The sequence below is a fragment of the Pseudomonas sp. YQ_5 genome (genome assembly GCF_043103305.1).
GTDB classification, from domain to species: Bacteria; Pseudomonadota; Gammaproteobacteria; order Pseudomonadales; family Pseudomonadaceae; genus Aquipseudomonas; species Aquipseudomonas putida_Y.
On record NZ_JBICJS010000082.1, the window covers coordinates 18,737 to 34,955 of the forward strand.

Consider the following 16,219-nt stretch of genomic DNA (forward strand, 5'->3'; position numbering starts at 1 on the left):
GTGGTGCGGCCCCGCCACAGGGGTGGGGCAGGCTGGTCAGCGCTGGATTTCCCGGTCGCGGTCCAGTTCGTAAGGCAGGGTCAGTACCTGCAGGCGTGGGCCTTCGAGGCTGCCCAGATGCAGGTTGCCGTCTTCCACTGCCTCGGCGCTGAGCACCGCGAGCAGTTCGCAGCCCGCGCCGTTGCCGGCAGCTATGACCACTTCACCGACCGACGAACCATGGGTGGGCGAGAAAATCTCGGCACCCGGGGCAGGAATGGCCTGCTGGTCCAGTGCCAGGCGGTACTGGCGGCGTTTGAGTTTGCCCAGGTACTGCATGCGGGCGACGATTTCCTGGCCGGTGTAACAGCCTTTCTTGAAGCTGACGCCGTCGACGGCCTGCAGGTTGATCATCTGCGGGATGAACAGCTCACGGGTCGGGCCCATGACCTGGCCGATACCTGCACGAATCTGCCCCAGCAGCCAGTCGTTGATACTCCCTTCGGGCAGCGCTGCGGCAAGGGCCTGGCGTACAGGCTCTGCATCCGCCGCCGGCACCCACAGTTCAACACGGCCAGCGGATGCGGTGATGGCGATCAGCCCATCATGGCGCACGGTGCTACCGGCGGCTGCGGGCACGACAAGCCCCAGCGCCTGCAGTACAGAGTCGCCACCTTGCAGGCCGAAGCGTGCCCAAGCGGTGCTTTCGTCGGTCAGCGTGGCCTTGGAGAACACAGCGTACTTTTTCAGGTCGGCCAGTTGCGCGTCGAGCAATTCGCTGGCCATGGCCAGCAGGTAGCCGTTGCCTTCGGGCACTATGCGGAAGCTCGACTGCATGCGCCCCTTGACCATGCAGCGGGCGCCGAGGCTGGCGTATTCCTGGCTGAGATAGTTGATGTTGCAGGTCAGCTGGCCTTGCAGGAACTTGCCTGCATCGGAGCCGCGGACGGCGAGGATGCCCTCGTGGGACAGGGGGCAGAAGAAAGCGGAATCGGCCATGGGTCATCGCGGTGGCTAAAGACTGGCGGCCATCATAGAACGCCGGTAACAAAATAGGTAGGTGACTAGACCAACGCCCGGTGTCGCTTCGCGCGCCTGGCTGTATACTGGCGGCCCATTCGAGGAGGGCCCCATGGTCGAACAAACTGAACTCAACCGGCTTTTCTGGCACAGCCGCCGCGGCATGCTGGAACTGGACGTACTGCTGGTGCCTTTCACCCAGGAAGTCTACCCCACCCTCAATGAGACCGACCGTGAACTGTACGTGCGTCTCTTGAGCTGCGAGGATCAGGACATGTTCGGCTGGTTCATGGAGCGCACCGAGTCCGAAGACCCGGAACTGCAGCGCATGGTCCGCATCATTCTGGACCGTGTCCAGCCCAAGTGAGTGCTTCGAGTGCCGCTGGCAAGGCTCGCGCCTGCTGCTGGCGGTCTACCTGGCTTGTCAGGTTCTGGCGTGGCTTGCCGTGTGGGCGAGCCCGCTGCCCGGGTGGTTGGCCTTTTCGGTTGTCACCGCCTGCACGGCCCACGCTGGCTGGGCCATTCCCCGACGTATCCTGCTGACCCATGACCAGGCTGTTGTCGGCCTGCGCCGTGATGTGCGGGGCTGGCAGGTGTTCAGCCGTGCCTGCGGGTGGCAGTCAGTGCGCTTGTGCCGGGATAGCCTGGCTTTGCCTGGGCTGGTGGTGTTGCGCTTTGAGCGGGCGGGGCGGTGGTTGGGGCAGAGCCAGTGCGTACCGGGGGATGCGCTGGGGCCGGATGAGCATCGGCGATTGCGGGTGCGGTTGAAGTTCAGCCGGCGGCGCTGGGCCGCGGTGGGCCGGGCATAGATCAAGGCCGGGTCGGATTCTTCGCGGGCTCGCCCGCTTCCACAGGTACTGCGCAAAACTGCAAGGCAGTTAACCCTTTGTGGGAGCGGGCGAGCCCGCGAAGGCCGCGACGCCGTTTCAGAGCGGGCTAAGGATGGTGTCCTTGGCCTCGTCCAGCATCCCCGGATAATCCAGTGTGTAATGCAACCCGCGGCTTTCCTTGCGCTGCATGGCGGACAGGATCATCAGTTCGGCCACCTGCGCCAGGTTGCGCAACTCGATCAGGTCACGGCTGACCTTGTAGTTGCTGTAGAACTCGTCGATTTCATCCAGCAGCAGACGGATGCGGTGCTGGGCCCGCTGCAGGCGCTTGCTGGTGCGTACGATGCCGACGTAGTCCCACATGAAGCGCCGCAGTTCGTCCCAGTTGTGCGCAATGATCACGTCCTCGTCCGAGTCGGTCACCTGGCTGGCGTCCCAGCCGGGCAGGGCCTTGGGCATGGCCACTTGCTCCAGGTGCGCCTGGATGTCGGCAGCGGCGGCGCGACCATATACAAAACATTCCAGCAGCGAGTTGCTGGCCATGCGGTTGGCGCCGTGCAGGCCGGTGAAACTGGTTTCGCCGATGGCATACAAGCCAGGCACGTCGGTGTGGCCGCAATCGTCGACCATCACTCCGCCGCAGGTGTAATGCGCCGCTGGCACCACCGGGATCGGCTGACGGGTGATATCGATGCCAAAGGCCAGGCAGCGCTCGTACACGGTGGGGAAGTGGCTCTTGATGAAGTCCGCAGGCTTGTGAGTGATGTCCAGGTATACGCAGTCCACGCCCAGACGCTTCATCTCGTGGTCGATGGCGCGGGCCACGATGTCCCGTGGGGCCAGCTCTTCGCGTGGGTCGAAGCGCGGCATGAAGCGTTCGCCGTTGGGCAGGCGCAGCAGGGCGCCCTCGCCGCGCAGGGCTTCGGTGATCAGGAAGCTCTTGGCCTGCGGGTGATACAGGCAGGTGGGGTGGAACTGGTTGAACTCCAGGTTCGCCACCCGGCAGCCGGCCCGCCAGGCCATGGCGATACCGTCGCCGCAGGCACCATCGGGGTTGCTGGTATAGAGGTAGACCTTGGCCGCACCGCCAGTGGCCAGCACAGTGAAGCGCGCGCCGAAAGTGTCTACCTCGCCGGTGTTGCGGTCGAGCACGTAGGCGCCCAGGCAGCGTTGGCCGGGTAACCCCAGGCGGCGCTCAGTGATCAGGTCCACCGCCACCCGCTGCTCCAGCAGCTGGATGTTCGGGCGCTGGCGAGCCTGTTCCAGCAGCGTGGTGAAAATTGCTGCGCCGGTAGCGTCGGCGGCGTGGATGATGCGCCGGTGGCTGTGGCCCCCTTCACGGGTGAGGTGGAACTCGAAGCCGCCATCGTCGACGCTGTGGTGTTCATCGCGGGTGAAGGGCACGCCTTGCTCGATCAGCCACTGGATCGCTTCGCGGCTGTGCTCGACGGTAAAGCGCACTGCATCTTCATGGCACAGCCCGCCGCCGGCATTGAGGGTGTCCTCGACATGCGACTGCACAGTATCGGTATTGTCCAGCACTGCAGCGACGCCGCCCTGGGCCCAGAAGGTCGAGCCATTGGCCAGGTCGCCCTTGCTCAACACGGCTACGCGAAGGTGGCTGGGGAGGTTAAGTGCCAGGCTGAGACCGGCGGCACCGCTGCCGATCACCAGGACATCATGTTGGAATTGTTGGCTCATGTCGGGACACTAGTAATCTTTGGGAGGGGCACGGCACAATGGTCACGCGCGGATGGCATTGTGAAACTATCGTTAAACGTGTCGGAATGCCTTTATAGCAGCCCCGGGTGGCCAATTTCCATGCTACTTGCCAGGTTGCGACAACCTTTGTGGGAACTTTCCGACATGGCCGGAAATCCTATGAAGGCTGCCCGTACGCCACAATTTGCCGCGGCGACGCAGGGCGGCAGGCCTTTCCGGGCTTTACCCCTGCGTATTTGAAACCTGATTATCGACGTTGCCGGCCGTGACCGCGCCGCGTCTTCCGTGCAAGCCGACAAAGGGCTGCAGGAAACTTGCTTGGAGGGGAGAACTTTTGCGCAAAGCCCGAGTCTATGGTTGCAAGCCTGAACGATGGCTGATGCAACGCTCCTTCGAGTTCACTGAGGAGTGTTCATGCTAACCCAGGAAGAGGATCAGCAGCTTGTCGAGCGCGTGCAGCGCGGCGACAGGCGAGCTTTCGATCTGTTGGTGCTGAAGTATCAGCACAAGATTCTCGGGTTGATCGTGCGGTTTGTTCACGATACCCACGAGGCCCAGGATGTAGCACAGGAAGCCTTCATCAAGGCCTATCGTGCGCTTGGCAACTTCCGCGGCGACAGTGCGTTTTATACGTGGCTGTACCGCATCGCCATCAACACGGCGAAGAACTACCTGGTGTCCCGTGGAAGACGGCCGCCAGACAGCGATGTGAGCTCCGAGGACGCGGAGTTTTACGACGGCGATCATGGCCTCAAGGATCTCGAGTCCCCAGAGCGCTCGTTGTTGCGGGATGAAATCGAAGGCACTGTCCATCGCACCATCCAGCAACTGCCCGAAGACCTGCGTACGGCATTGACGCTGCGCGAGTTCGACGGTCTGAGTTATGAAGACATTGCCAGTGTCATGCAATGTCCGGTGGGTACCGTGCGCTCTCGAATCTTCCGCGCTCGGGAGGCCATAGATAAAGCCCTGCAGCCGTTGTTGCAGGAAACCTGAGACAGCGGCGACAGCGCCAAGAGAGGAACCGCCATGAGTCGTGAAGCTTTGCAGGAATCGCTGTCCGCGGTGATGGATAACGAAGCGGATGAACTGGAATTACGTCGGGTGTTGAACGCCGTCGACGAAGCCGAAACCCGTGCCACCTGGTCGCGTTACCAGGTTGCCCGTGCAGCCATGCACAAGGAGCTGCTGCTGCCTAACCTGGATATCGCCTCGGCGGTGTCTGCTGCGCTGGCTGACGAAGCCGTGCCAGCCAAGGTCAAGAAAGGCCCTTGGCGCAGCATTGGCCGTCTGGCGGTAGCTGCCTCGGTTACCGTGGCGGTGCTGGCGGGTGTGCGTATGTACAACCAGGACGAGATCACTGGCGCCGAGCTTGCTGCCCAGCAGCCTGTCCAGCAAGGCCTGAGTGTGCCACAAACGCAAGGCCCGGCCGTTTTGGCAGGCTATAGTGAGAGCAGTGAGCAACCGACCGGGCCAATGGCCAATGGTGTGCTGCAGAACCAGGCCGGCTGGGATCAGCGTCTGCCAGGCTACCTGCGCCAGCATGCTCAGGAATCTGCGCTCAAGGGCACTGAAACCGCATTGCCGTATGCCCGCGCCGCCAGCCTGGAAAACCGTTAAGTAAGGAGGATCATGCGCGCGCTACCTCTCCTGTCGCTGCTGATAGGCAGCTGCATGACGGTGCCAGCATTGGCGGCCAACTCTTCGCCCGAGGCGAGTGAGTGGCTGAACAAGCTGGCACAGGCCGAGCAAAAACAGAGCTATCAAGGGTCGTTCGTCTACGAACGCAATGGCAGTTTCTCCTCCCACGACATCTGGCACAGGGTCGAGGGCGGCAAAGTCAGCGAGCGGCTGTTGCAGCTTGATGGCGCCGCCCAGGAAATCGTGCGCGTGGATGGCCAGGTGGAGTGCGTCAGCGGGGCCTTGGCCAGCAGAGTCGTGGTGCCGTCGGATACCGCACCGCGTGTGCTTGATCCGCTGAAATTGATGGGCTGGTACGATTTGAGTGTGGCAGGCAAGTCGCGGGTCGCCGGGCGTGATGCCGTGATCATTACGCTCACTCCACGCGACCAGCACCGTTATGCTTTCGAATTGCATCTGGACCGTCACTCGGGCTTGCCGCTGCGTTCGCTGATGCTCAACGACAAGGGGCAGTTGCTGGAGCGCTTCCAGATGACCCGTCTCGATACCGATGACATCCCCAGCGACGCAGACCTGCGCCCAGGTGCTGCCTGCAAGCCGGTGCAACATGTGGCGGCCGGTAGCAATGATACCGCCGCGGGTTGGCGCTCGGACTGGCTGCCACCCGGTTTCGAGCTGGTCAACAGCTCGGTGCGCCGCGACCCCAAGCGCAACAGTTCGGTCAGCAGCCTGATGTATGACGACGGCCTGGCGCGCTTTTCGGTATTCATCGAGCAAGTGAGCGATGATGGCGGCACCGACATGCGCACCCAGTTAGGCCCGACCTCGGCAGTCTCGCGTCGCCTGAATACACCCAAGGGCAAAGTGATGGTTACCGTGGTTGGCGAAATTCCGCTGGGTACGGCAGAACGCGTCGCCCTGTCGATGCGCCCCCAGGATGCCCAGGCGCGCCAGTAATGGCGCGCTTTTGCATGCCGAGCCAAGTCGGATGGGCATACGCCTGAAATGAAATTAAAGCATTGTCATTTGCAATCCATCGGCAAATTTTCTATAGGTCAGGCTTTGAAGAGCCTGGCCTTTTCTGCTTTGTGCAGGGGTCTTTCCAAACTACCGCTCGTTGTGACGGGAGTCGTATGTCAATACCACGCTTGAAATCCTACCTAATGATGTTCGCTGCTGTGCTGATGCTCGGCCAAGTACTCACCGCCCAGGCCGAGGAAGCCCTGCCGGACTTCACCACCCTGGTCGAGCAGGCTTCGCCGGCAGTTGTCAACATCAGTACCAAACAGAAGCTGCCTGAGCGCCGAATGGCGGCAGGCCAGATGCCGGACCTGGAAGGCCTGCCGCCGATGTTCCGCGAATTCTTCGAGCGCAACATGCCCCAGCAGCCGCGCTCGCCGCGCGGCGACCGCCAGCGCGAGGCGCAGTCGCTGGGCTCGGGCTTCATCATTTCCAGTGATGGCTATGTGCTCACCAATAACCATGTGGTGGCCGATGCCGATGAGATCATCGTCCGCCTGTCGGACCGCAGCGAGCTGAAGGCCAAGCTGGTTGGCACCGACCCGCGCACCGACGTTGCGCTGCTGAAGGTCGACGGCAAGAACCTGCCGACCGTGAAGCTGGGTGATTCCGAAAAGCTCAAGGTGGGCGAGTGGGTACTGGCCATCGGTTCGCCGTTCGGCTTCGACCATTCGGTGACCAAAGGTATTGTCAGCGCCAAGGGCCGGACCCTGCCCAATGACACCTACGTGCCGTTCATCCAGACCGACGTAGCCATCAACCCGGGTAACTCCGGCGGCCCGCTGTTCAACATGAAAGGCGAAGTGGTGGGTATCAACTCGCAAATCTTCACCCGTTCTGGCGGTTTCATGGGCCTGTCGTTCGCCATCCCGATCGATGTAGCGATCGATGTCTCCAACCAGCTGAAGAAAGACGGCAAGGTCAGCCGCGGCTGGCTGGGCGTGGTGATTCAGGAGGTCAACAAGGACCTGGCCGAATCGTTCGGCCTGGACAAGCCGGCGGGTGCCCTGGTGGCCCAGGTGTTGGAAGACGGCCCGGCGGCCAAAGGCGGCCTGCAGGTGGGTGACGTGATCCTCAGCATGAACGGCCAGCCAATCGTCATGTCGGCCGATCTGCCACACCTGGTTGGCAGCCTCAAGGATGGCGAGAAGGCCAAGCTGGAAATCATCCGCAACGGCAAACGCCAGACCCTGAACATCAGCGTCGGCGCACTGCCGGACGACGATGTCGACATCGGCACCGGTGCCGACGGCAGCGCCGAGCGCAGCAGCAACCGCCTGGGTGTATCGGTCGCCGACCTGACCGCCGAGCAGAAAAAATCTCTGGAGCTCAAAGGTGGCGTGGTCATCAAGGAAGTGCAGGATGGTCCGGCAGCCATGATCGGCTTGCGCCCGGGTGATGTCATCAGCCATCTGAACAACCAGGCCATCGGTTCGGCCAAGGAATTCACCGAAATCGCCAAGGAACTGCCGAAGAACCGTTCTGTGTCGATGCGCGTGCTGCGTCAGGGGCGTGCCAGCTTCATCACCTTCAAGCTTGCTGAATAAGCGGTTTCGCAAGGCGAAAGGGCAGCTTCGGCTGCCCTTTTTCATGAATCTTCACAATTGCGGGAATGATTGCTGTGTACAGTCGGACAGAGGAATCTCCCATAACCCAGCAGCTTAAGGTACAATTCCCGGCTATTTTTCGGCGGGCGTCCGGCTCGCAGCCTTTTCGAGTGTTGACCCGTGAGTGATTTGAGTCATATCCGCAATTTCTCCATCATCGCCCACATCGACCATGGCAAGTCGACGCTGGCTGACCGTTTCATCCAGATGTGCGGCGGCCTGACGGCGCGCGAGATGGAAGCCCAGGTGCTCGATTCCATGGACCTGGAGCGTGAGCGCGGTATCACCATCAAGGCCCACAGCGTCACGCTTCACTACAAGGCGCAGGACGGCAAGATCTACCAGCTGAACTTCATCGATACCCCCGGCCACGTCGACTTCACCTACGAAGTCTCGCGCTCGCTGGCGGCCTGTGAAGGTGCACTGCTGGTTGTCGATGCCGGCCAGGGCGTGGAAGCCCAGTCCGTAGCCAACTGCTACACCGCCATCGAGCAGGGCCTGGAAGTCATGCCGGTCCTGAACAAGATGGACCTGCCACAGGCCGACCCGGACCGCGTCAAGGACGAGATCGAGAAGATCATCGGTATCGACGCCACCGACGCCGTAGCCTGCAGCGCCAAGAGCGGCATGGGCGTGGACGAGGTGCTCGAGCGCCTGGTGCACACCATCCCCGCGCCAGAAGGTGAGATCGATGCACCGCTGCAAGCGCTGATCATCGACTCCTGGTTCGACAATTACCTGGGTGTGGTCTCGCTGGTGCGCGTGCGCCAGGGCCGCGTCAAGAAAGGCGACAAGATCCTGGTCAAGTCCACCGGCAAGGTGCACCTGGTCGACAGCGTCGGTGTCTTCACCCCGAAACACACCCAGACTGCTGATCTGAAAGCCGGCGAAGTAGGCTTCATCATCGCCAGCATCAAGGACATTCACGGCGCCCCGGTTGGCGACACCCTGACCCTGTCCTCGACCCCTGAGGTCGAAGTGCTGCCCGGCTTCAAGAAGATTCAGCCGCAGGTCTACGCCGGCCTGTTCCCGGTCAGCTCCGACGACTTCGAGGATTTCCGCGACGCTCTGCAGAAGCTGACCCTGAACGACTCCTCGCTGCAGTACATGCCGGAAAGCTCCGACGCGCTGGGCTTTGGCTTCCGTTGCGGTTTCCTGGGCATGTTGCACATGGAGATCATCCAGGAGCGCCTGGAGCGCGAGTACGATCTGGACCTGATCACCACCGCTCCAAGCGTAATCTACGAGCTGGAGTTGAAAACCGGCGAAACCATCGTCGTCGACAACCCGTCCAAGCTGCCGGACGTCTCGGCTGTAGCGGACTTCCGCGAGCCGATCGTCACCGCGACCATCCTCGTTCCGCAGGAGCACCTGGGCAACGTCATCACCCTGTGCATCGAGAAGCGTGGCGTACAGCGCGACATGCAGTTCCTCGGTAGCCAGGTGCAGGTGCGTTACGACATGCCGATGAACGAAGTGGTGCTCGACTTCTTCGATCGCCTCAAATCCACCAGCCGCGGCTATGCTTCGCTGGACTATCATTTCGATCGCTACCAGTCGGCCAACCTGGTCAAACTGGACGTACTGATCAACGGCGACAAGGTTGATGCCCTGGCATTGATCGTGCACCGCGACAACGCGGCCTATAAAGGCCGTGCGTTGACCGAGAAGATGAAGGAACTGATCCCTCGGCAGATGTTTGACGTAGCGATCCAGGCAGCCATTGGCGGCCAGATCATTGCGCGGACAACCGTCAAGGCGCTCAGAAAGAACGTACTGGCCAAGTGCTACGGTGGTGACGTCAGCCGTAAGAAGAAGCTGCTGGAGAAGCAGAAGGCCGGTAAGAAACGCATGAAACAGGTGGGCAACGTGGAAATTCCACAAGAAGCCTTCCTCGCCGTGCTCAGGTTGGATAGCTAGGTCCTATGTCGCTAAATTTCCCGCTGTTGCTAGTCATCGCCGTCTTCATCTGCGGTCTGCTTGGCTTGATCGACCTGCTGTTCCTGGCCCCGCGCCGGCGTGCGGCAATCGCCAACTATCAGGGCAGCGTCAGCCAGCCCGAGATGGCGGTGGTCGAACGGCTGAACAAGGAGCCGTTGCTGGTCGAGTATGGCAAGTCGTTCTTCCCGGTACTGTTCATCGTGCTGGTGCTGCGTTCGTTCCTGGTCGAGCCGTTCCAGATCCCCTCGGGATCGATGAAGCCGACCCTGGAAGTGGGCGACTTCATCCTGGTGAACAAGTTCTCGTACGGCATTCGTCTGCCGGTGATCGACAAGAAGGTCATCGCGGTCGGTGACCCGCAACGCGGGGATGTGATGGTGTTCCGCTACCCGAGCGACCCGAATGTCAATTACATCAAGCGTGTGGTTGGCCTGCCGGGCGACGTAGTTCGCTACACCAACGACAAGCGGCTGTTCGTCAACGGCCAGCCCGTTGCCGAACAACTGGTGGGCAGCGAGCCGGGTACCCTGGGCAGCGCTCAGCTGTACAAGGAAAAGCTCGGCGAGACCGAGCACCTGATCCGCAAGGAAATGAGCCGTTATCGCATGCCGCCGGACCAGCAGTGGACCGTGCCTGCGGGCCATTACTTCATGATGGGCGACAACCGCGACAACTCCAACGATAGCCGCTTCTGGGATGACCCGAACATTCCCAAGGAACTGCACGGCATGGTTCCGGACCGGAACATTGTCGGCAAGGCTTTTGCGGTGTGGATGAGCTGGCCAGAGCCCAAACTCAGCCACTTGCCCAACCTGTCGCGGGTTGGCCTGATCCATTGATACCCATCGGCGCTGTCCAGCAGACAGCGCCGAATGCTTTTCTGACATAGGCTGTGTTCTCAGGGATCGGGAGATTCGCCGCAAATCGACCGGCGGACCACAGCCAAACAGTCTTTCAGGATGTTGATTTGAACAACGCGTTGAACAACGATCGGGTGGCCGCATGAGTGCTTCCCTTGCCGGTCTGGAGCGAAAGCTCGGTTACACCTTCAAGAACCAGGACCAGATGCTCCTGGCACTGACCCATCGCAGTTACGCCGGGCGCAACAATGAGCGCCTGGAGTTCCTCGGTGACGCCATTCTCAACTTCGTTGCCGGTGAAGCGCTGTTCGAGCGTTTTCCGCAGGCCCGCGAAGGCCAGTTGTCGCGGCTGCGTGCACGGCTGGTCAAGGGTGAGACCCTGGCCCGCCTGGCCCGTGGTTTTGACCTGGGCGATTACCTGCGCCTGGGCTCCGGAGAACTCAAGAGCGGCGGCTTTCGCCGCGAGTCGATCCTGGCTGACGCCCTGGAGGCACTGATTGGTGCCATCTACCTGGACGCTGACATGGACACTGCCCGCGAGCGCATCCTGGCCTGGCTGGCCGATGAGTTTGAAGGCCTGACGCTGGTCGACACCAATAAAGATCCGAAAACCCGCCTGCAAGAGTTCCTGCAGTCGCGCAGCTGTGAGCTGCCGCGTTACGAAGTAGTGGATATCCAGGGTGAACCACACTGCCGAACCTTCTTCGTCGAATGCGAAGTGGTACTGCTGAACAACAAGAGCCGTGGTCAGGGCGTTAGCCGGCGTATTGCCGAGCAAGTCGCCGCCGCGTCTGCACTGATCGCCCTGGGCGTGGAGAATGGCAATGACTGATAGCAACCCGACCCGCTGCGGCTATGTAGCCATTGTCGGCCGCCCCAACGTCGGCAAGTCGACCCTGCTCAACCACATTCTCGGTCAGAAGCTGGCGATTACCTCGCGCAAGCCCCAGACCACCCGTCACAACATGCTCGGCATCAAGACCGAAGGTGATGTGCAGGCGATCTATGTCGATACCCCGGGGATGCACAAAGCCAACGACAAGGCGCTGAACCGCTACATGAACCGCAACGCCTCGGCGGCCCTCAAGGACGTCGACGTGGTTATCTTCGTGGTCGACCGTACCAAGTGGACCGACGAGGACCAACTGGTTCTGGAGCGCGTGCAGTATGTGACCGGCCCGCTGATCATCGCGGTCAACAAGACCGACCGCATGGAAGAGAAAGCCGAGCTGATCCCGCACCTGCAGTGGCTCCAAGAGCAACTGCCGAACGCCGAGGTGATGCCGATTTCCGCGCAGCAGGGGCACAACCTTGAAGCGCTGGAAGCACAGATCGCCAAGCACCTGCCCGAGAACGATCATTTCTTCCCCGAAGACCAGATCACCGACCGTAGCAGCCGCTTCCTCGCCGCTGAACTGGTACGCGAGAAGATCATGCGTCAGTTGGGTGCGGAGCTGCCGTACCAGATCACCGTCGAAATCGAGGAATTCAAGCAGCAGGGCCATGTGCTGCACATTCACGCGCTGATCCTGGTCGAGCGCGACGGCCAGAAGAAAATCATCATTGGTGACAAGGGCGAGCGCATCAAGCGCATCGGTTCCGAGGCGCGCAAGGACATGGAAGTGCTGTTCGATTCCAAGGTCATGCTCAACCTGTGGGTCAAGGTCAAAGGCGGCTGGTCCGATGACGAGCGCGCCCTGCGTTCGCTGGGCTACGGCGACCTGTAATTACCTGACCGGCCGGTTATTCCTGTGGGAGCGGGCTTGCCCGCGAATGCGATAGTGGGTTCACTGACGCTTTCGCGGGCACGCCCGCTCCCACACGTACATCAGGCCCCAGAGATAGTGCATGGACCAACCCACCCCCCAGCCAGCCTATGTACTGCACAGCCGTGCCTATAAGGAAACCAGCGCGCTGGTAGACTTCTTCACCCCGCAGGGCTGCATGCGAGCCGTGTTGCGCCGCGCGCGGGGCAAGGGCGGCAGCCTGGTGCGACCATTCGTGTCGCTGGAGGTGGAGCTGCGTGGGCGCGGCGAGCTGAAGAATGTCGGCCGCATGGACAGCACCGGCATCGCCGCCTGGCTACACGGCGATGCCCTGTTCAGCGGGTTGTACCTCAATGAACTGCTGATGCGCCTGCTGCCTGCCGAAGCGCCGTTCCCGGCGCTGTTCGAGCACTACACCTTGACCTTGCAGGCACTGAGTGCCGGGCGCCCGCTGGAGCCCCTGCTGCGTTCGTTCGAATGGCGGCTGCTGGACGAACTCGGTTATGCGTTTTCCTTGCACCATGACGTCAATGAGCAGCCCATTGCCACCGATGGCCTGTACCGCTTGCGCGTTGACGCCGGCCTGGAGCGGGTAGAGCTGGCGCAGCCCGGCCTGTTCCGTGGCACCGAGCTGCTGGCTATGGCCCAAACCGATTGGGACGCCCCCGGCGCCTTGCTTGCCGCGAAGCGGCTGATGCGCCAGGCACTGGCAGTTCATCTGGGTGCAAAACCGCTGGTCAGCCGGGAACTGTTTCGCAAGCGCTGATCTGGACGTATGCTGTTGGGCTCAATCTTCAGGAGAGCCTTTCGTGACTCACAGCAACCGCATGCTTCTTGGCGTAAACATCGACCACGTGGCGACCCTGCGCCAGGCCCGTGGCACGCGCTACCCTGACCCGGTCAAGGCAGCCCTGGACGCCGAGGAAGCAGGCGCCGATGGCATCACCGTGCACCTGCGTGAAGACCGCCGGCACATCCAGGAGCGTGATGTCATGCTGCTCAAGGATGTGCTGCAAACCCGCATGAACTTCGAGATGGGCGTCACCGAAGAGATGATGGCCTTTGCCGAGAAGATTCGCCCGGCGCACATCTGCCTGGTTCCCGAAACCCGTCAGGAGCTGACCACCGAAGGTGGCCTGGATGTGGCAGGGCAGGAAGCGCGGATCAAGGCTGCAGTGGAACGGCTGGCGCGTACCGGTGCCGAGGTGTCGCTGTTCATCGACGCCGACGAGCGGCAGATCGAGGCCTCGCGTCGGGTTGGCGCACCGGCCATCGAGCTTCACACCGGCCGTTATGCCGATGCAGAAACTCCCACCGAAGTGGCTGAAGAGCTCAAGCGCATCGTCGATGGTGTGGCGTTTGGCGTGGGGCAGGGGCTGATCGTCAATGCGGGTCACGGGCTGCACTACCACAACGTCGAGGCGGTGGCGGCGATCAAGGGTATCAATGAGCTGAACATTGGCCATGCGCTGGTGGCGCATGCCCTGTTTGTCGGCTTCAAGGCTGCTGTGGCCGAGATGAAGGCGCTGATCGTGGCAGCTTCGCGCTGATTGTTGGTCGCCTGTACCGGCCTCTTCGCGGGCAAGCCCGCGAAGAGGCCGGTACAGGCGGCCGATCACTCGGCAGGAAACACCAAGGTAAACCGGGTAGGCCCCAGGGGGCAGCTGCTGACCTCGACCCGCCCGCCATGCAACTGCATGATCGACTTCACGATCGCCAACCCCAGCCCGGTTCCGCCCTCCAGCCGCGAACGCCCCGAACCTACCCGGTAAAACCGCTCGAACAAGCGCGACTGTTGCTCTGCCGCCACACCCGGCCCCTGGTTCTCCACGGATAGCCGTACTTCGCTGCCCGAGCGTTCGATGCACAGAGCTACGGGTTTACCCTCTGGACTGTGCCGTATGGCGTTGCTCAACAGGTTCGACAGTGCCCGCTGAAACATCAGCCGGTCTCCCTGCGCTGTTCCCCAGCCCTGAACGCTTATCTCAATCTCTTTCAGCTCGGCACTGTAGGCAAACAGCTCGACAACCCGCGCTGCCTCGTCGGCCAGCGCCAAGGGCTTCAATGCGACCTGCGTATGCGGCTGGCTGACCTGGGCAAGAAACAGCATGTCGTTGATGATGCGGTTGAGCCGGGTCAGCTCTTCGACGCTGTCTTCCAGCACTTCCCGATAGTTGGCGTTGTCCCGCTCACGGGCCAGTGTCACCTGCGCCTTGCCCATCAGGTTGCCCAACGGTGTACGCAGTTCATGGGCCAGGTCGTCAGAGAACTGCGACAGCTGCATGACACCTTGGTCGAGTCGATCGAGCATCACGTTGATACTGCCGGCCAGGTCTGCCAGTTCCTGCGGCAAGCAGGTAGCGGGCAGGCGATGCTGCAGGTCCTGGGCCGACACCTGCCCGGCAATGCGCCGGAAGTGCCGCAACGGTTTCAGACCGCGTTGCATCAGCCACCATGCCCCCGCACCAATCAAAACCAGTAGCAGTGGCAATGCGAGTAACGTGGAGTGCAGGTAGGCCTGTAGCAGGGCGTTGTCGTCGGCGCGGTTGAGCGACATCATCACTTTGACGGGGGTGTTGTCGCGCAGGCGCATCAGCCGGGTAACGGTGAGGATCTGGTTACCGCCGCTGTCACGCCAGGCGTGAAAGGCCAGGCGCGCATCGGTGTGCAGTTCACCGACCCGCGATTCCAGGGCCGGGCCGAGGCTGAGCAGGTGGGGGTGACGGCCGTCGAGAGCCAGCACACTGAGGCTCAGGTTGTCATGCCCCATCACCAGGTCCAGCAGTGGGTGGGCGCGGCTGCCCAGGTCCTCGCTGCGCAGATCCACACGCAGGTTGTGCTCGACCTGAAGCATCTTGCGCGCCAAATCCTTGCGCGCGCGGCTGTCCAGTTCGTGATCCAGGGCAAACACGGCCAGGCAGGCCAGCAGCAGCACCAATGCGGCGCCCATCAATGTCACGCTCAGGCCCAGGCGTAACGACAGGCTGGCGTTTTTCAAAGGCGAGCCTCAAGTACGTAGCCCACACCACGCAGGGTATGGATCAGCTTGTTGTCGAACGGGTCGTCGATCTTCGCCCGCAGGCGCCGGATCGAGACCTCGACCACGTTGGTGTCGCAGTCGAAGTTCATGTCCCACACCAGTGAGATGATCTGCGTGCGCGACAACACTTCGCCAGTCTGGCGCATTAGCAGGTGCAGCAGGGCGAACTCCTTGGCGGTCAGGTCGATGCGTTGCCCGGCGCGGTAGGCGCGGTGGCGGCCGGGGTCCAGTTCCAGATCAGCGACGCGCAGGGTGCTGGGTTGCAGTTGCTGGTCGTTGCGGCGCAGCAGGCTGCGGATGCGGGCCAGTAACTCAGGAAACTCAAAAGGCTTGAGCAGGTAGTCATCCGCGCCCAGGTCCAGGCCTCTTACCCGATCGGCCAAGCGACCGTGGGCGGTAAGCATCATGATGCGCGTGGCCGATTCGGCACGTAGCCGCTGCAGCACGGTCCAGCCATCGATTTCGGGCAAGTTGACGTCGAGGATGACCAGGTCATAGGCCTGTTGGCGGGCCAGGTGCAGGCCGTCGGTGCCTGTGCGGGCGCAGTCGACCACGTAACCGTTTTCGCGCAGGCCTTGTTGCAGGTAGTCGGCGGTACGCAGCTCGTCCTCGATGATCAGTAGGCGCATTGGGGGCTCGGTGTGTTGAAAGGGGGCGATTCTTGACCCTGTAGTGACATCAGGGTCAAGGGCCCCATGTTACGGCATGAAAAAAGGCCTGCGTTGCAGATAACGAATTTGTAATTCTGCTGTTATCTGGCGGTCTGTTCGGGCCTCTTCGCGGATAAACCCTT

Annotated in this window: 16 protein-coding genes; 12 read left to right on the forward strand and 4 right to left on the reverse strand. The window is 61.8% G+C overall.

The features are described from left to right. Positions 1-36: 36 nt before the first annotated feature. On the reverse strand, positions 37-978 hold the full coding sequence (locus tag ACF8EA_RS19150; RefSeq protein WP_101196228.1) for a folate-binding protein YgfZ: 942 nt from the start codon (positions 976-978) through the stop codon (positions 37-39). 133 nt (positions 979-1,111) lie between these two features. On the opposite strand from ACF8EA_RS19150, the gene ACF8EA_RS19155 reads away from it, so the two are divergent. Further along, on the forward strand, positions 1,112-1,366 hold the full coding sequence (locus ACF8EA_RS19155) for a succinate dehydrogenase assembly factor 2 (RefSeq protein WP_003252043.1): 255 nt from the start codon (positions 1,112-1,114) through the stop codon (positions 1,364-1,366). Beyond that, entirely contained in the window at positions 1,350-1,808 is a 459-nt protein-coding gene (locus tag ACF8EA_RS19160) for a protein YgfX (RefSeq protein ID WP_101196227.1), read from the forward strand. Before ACF8EA_RS19155 ends, ACF8EA_RS19160 begins: the two co-directional genes overlap by 17 nt. A 117-nt stretch (positions 1,809-1,925) precedes the next feature. Here the strand turns inward: ACF8EA_RS19160 and nadB are convergent, their stop codons facing one another. Beyond that, the gene (gene nadB, locus ACF8EA_RS19165; RefSeq protein WP_392522974.1) at positions 1,926-3,530 is read right to left on the reverse strand and encodes an L-aspartate oxidase; all 1,605 of its coding nucleotides are present in this window, start codon (positions 3,528-3,530) and stop codon (positions 1,926-1,928) included. 435 nt (positions 3,531-3,965) lie between these two features. Between nadB and rpoE the strand changes: the two genes are divergently transcribed. The 10 genes from rpoE (at position 3,966) to pdxJ (ending at position 13,936) form a co-directional block, all read left to right on the forward strand. After that, positions 3,966-4,547 (forward strand): RNA polymerase sigma factor RpoE, encoded by a 582-nt coding sequence (rpoE, locus tag ACF8EA_RS19170; protein ID WP_003252049.1) that lies wholly within the window; start codon positions 3,966-3,968, stop codon positions 4,545-4,547. A 33-nt stretch (positions 4,548-4,580) separates the two neighbouring features. Next, positions 4,581-5,171, forward strand: coding sequence for a sigma-E factor negative regulatory protein (locus ACF8EA_RS19175; protein WP_021785741.1), 591 nt, complete (start codon positions 4,581-4,583; stop codon positions 5,169-5,171). 12 nt (positions 5,172-5,183) lie between these two features. Then, entirely contained in the window at positions 5,184-6,149 is a 966-nt protein-coding gene (locus ACF8EA_RS19180) for a MucB/RseB C-terminal domain-containing protein (protein WP_392522976.1), read from the forward strand. 206 nt (positions 6,150-6,355) lie between these two features. Beyond that, positions 6,356-7,759: a DegQ family serine endoprotease gene (locus tag ACF8EA_RS19185; RefSeq protein ID WP_373939453.1), complete on the forward strand. Its 1,404-nt coding sequence runs from the start codon at positions 6,356-6,358 to the stop codon at positions 7,757-7,759. A 180-nt stretch (positions 7,760-7,939) separates the two neighbouring features. Further along, positions 7,940-9,739 (forward strand): translation elongation factor 4, encoded by a 1,800-nt coding sequence (gene lepA, locus ACF8EA_RS19190; RefSeq protein WP_031322928.1) that lies wholly within the window; start codon positions 7,940-7,942, stop codon positions 9,737-9,739. Positions 9,740-9,744: 5 nt separating this feature from the next. Beyond that, on the forward strand, positions 9,745-10,599 hold the full coding sequence (lepB, locus tag ACF8EA_RS19195) for a signal peptidase I (RefSeq protein ID WP_021785737.1): 855 nt from the start codon (positions 9,745-9,747) through the stop codon (positions 10,597-10,599). 163 nt (positions 10,600-10,762) lie between these two features. Further along, positions 10,763-11,452 (forward strand): ribonuclease III, encoded by a 690-nt coding sequence (rnc, locus tag ACF8EA_RS19200; protein ID WP_003252059.1) that lies wholly within the window; start codon positions 10,763-10,765, stop codon positions 11,450-11,452. After that, the gene (gene era / locus ACF8EA_RS19205) at positions 11,445-12,347 is read left to right on the forward strand and encodes a GTPase Era (protein ID WP_003252061.1); all 903 of its coding nucleotides are present in this window, start codon (positions 11,445-11,447) and stop codon (positions 12,345-12,347) included. The genes rnc and era overlap by 8 nt, the downstream gene beginning before the upstream one ends. Positions 12,348-12,468: 121 nt before the next feature. Further along, on the forward strand, positions 12,469-13,152 hold the full coding sequence (gene recO, locus ACF8EA_RS19210) for a DNA repair protein RecO (protein WP_021785736.1): 684 nt from the start codon (positions 12,469-12,471) through the stop codon (positions 13,150-13,152). Between the two features lie 61 nt (positions 13,153-13,213). After that, a complete protein-coding gene (pdxJ, locus tag ACF8EA_RS19215; protein WP_265413591.1) occupies positions 13,214-13,936 on the forward strand; it encodes a pyridoxine 5'-phosphate synthase in 723 nt (240 codons plus the stop codon). A 65-nt stretch (positions 13,937-14,001) separates the two neighbouring features. Here pdxJ and ACF8EA_RS19220 read toward each other — a convergent pair whose 3' ends face one another. Beyond that, positions 14,002-15,384, reverse strand: coding sequence for a heavy metal sensor histidine kinase (locus tag ACF8EA_RS19220; RefSeq protein ID WP_392522978.1), 1,383 nt, complete (start codon positions 15,382-15,384; stop codon positions 14,002-14,004). After that, positions 15,381-16,055: a heavy metal response regulator transcription factor gene (locus ACF8EA_RS19225; RefSeq protein ID WP_021785733.1), complete on the reverse strand. Its 675-nt coding sequence runs from the start codon at positions 16,053-16,055 to the stop codon at positions 15,381-15,383. The genes ACF8EA_RS19220 and ACF8EA_RS19225 overlap by 4 nt, the downstream gene beginning before the upstream one ends. Positions 16,056-16,219: the final 164 nt, after the last annotated feature.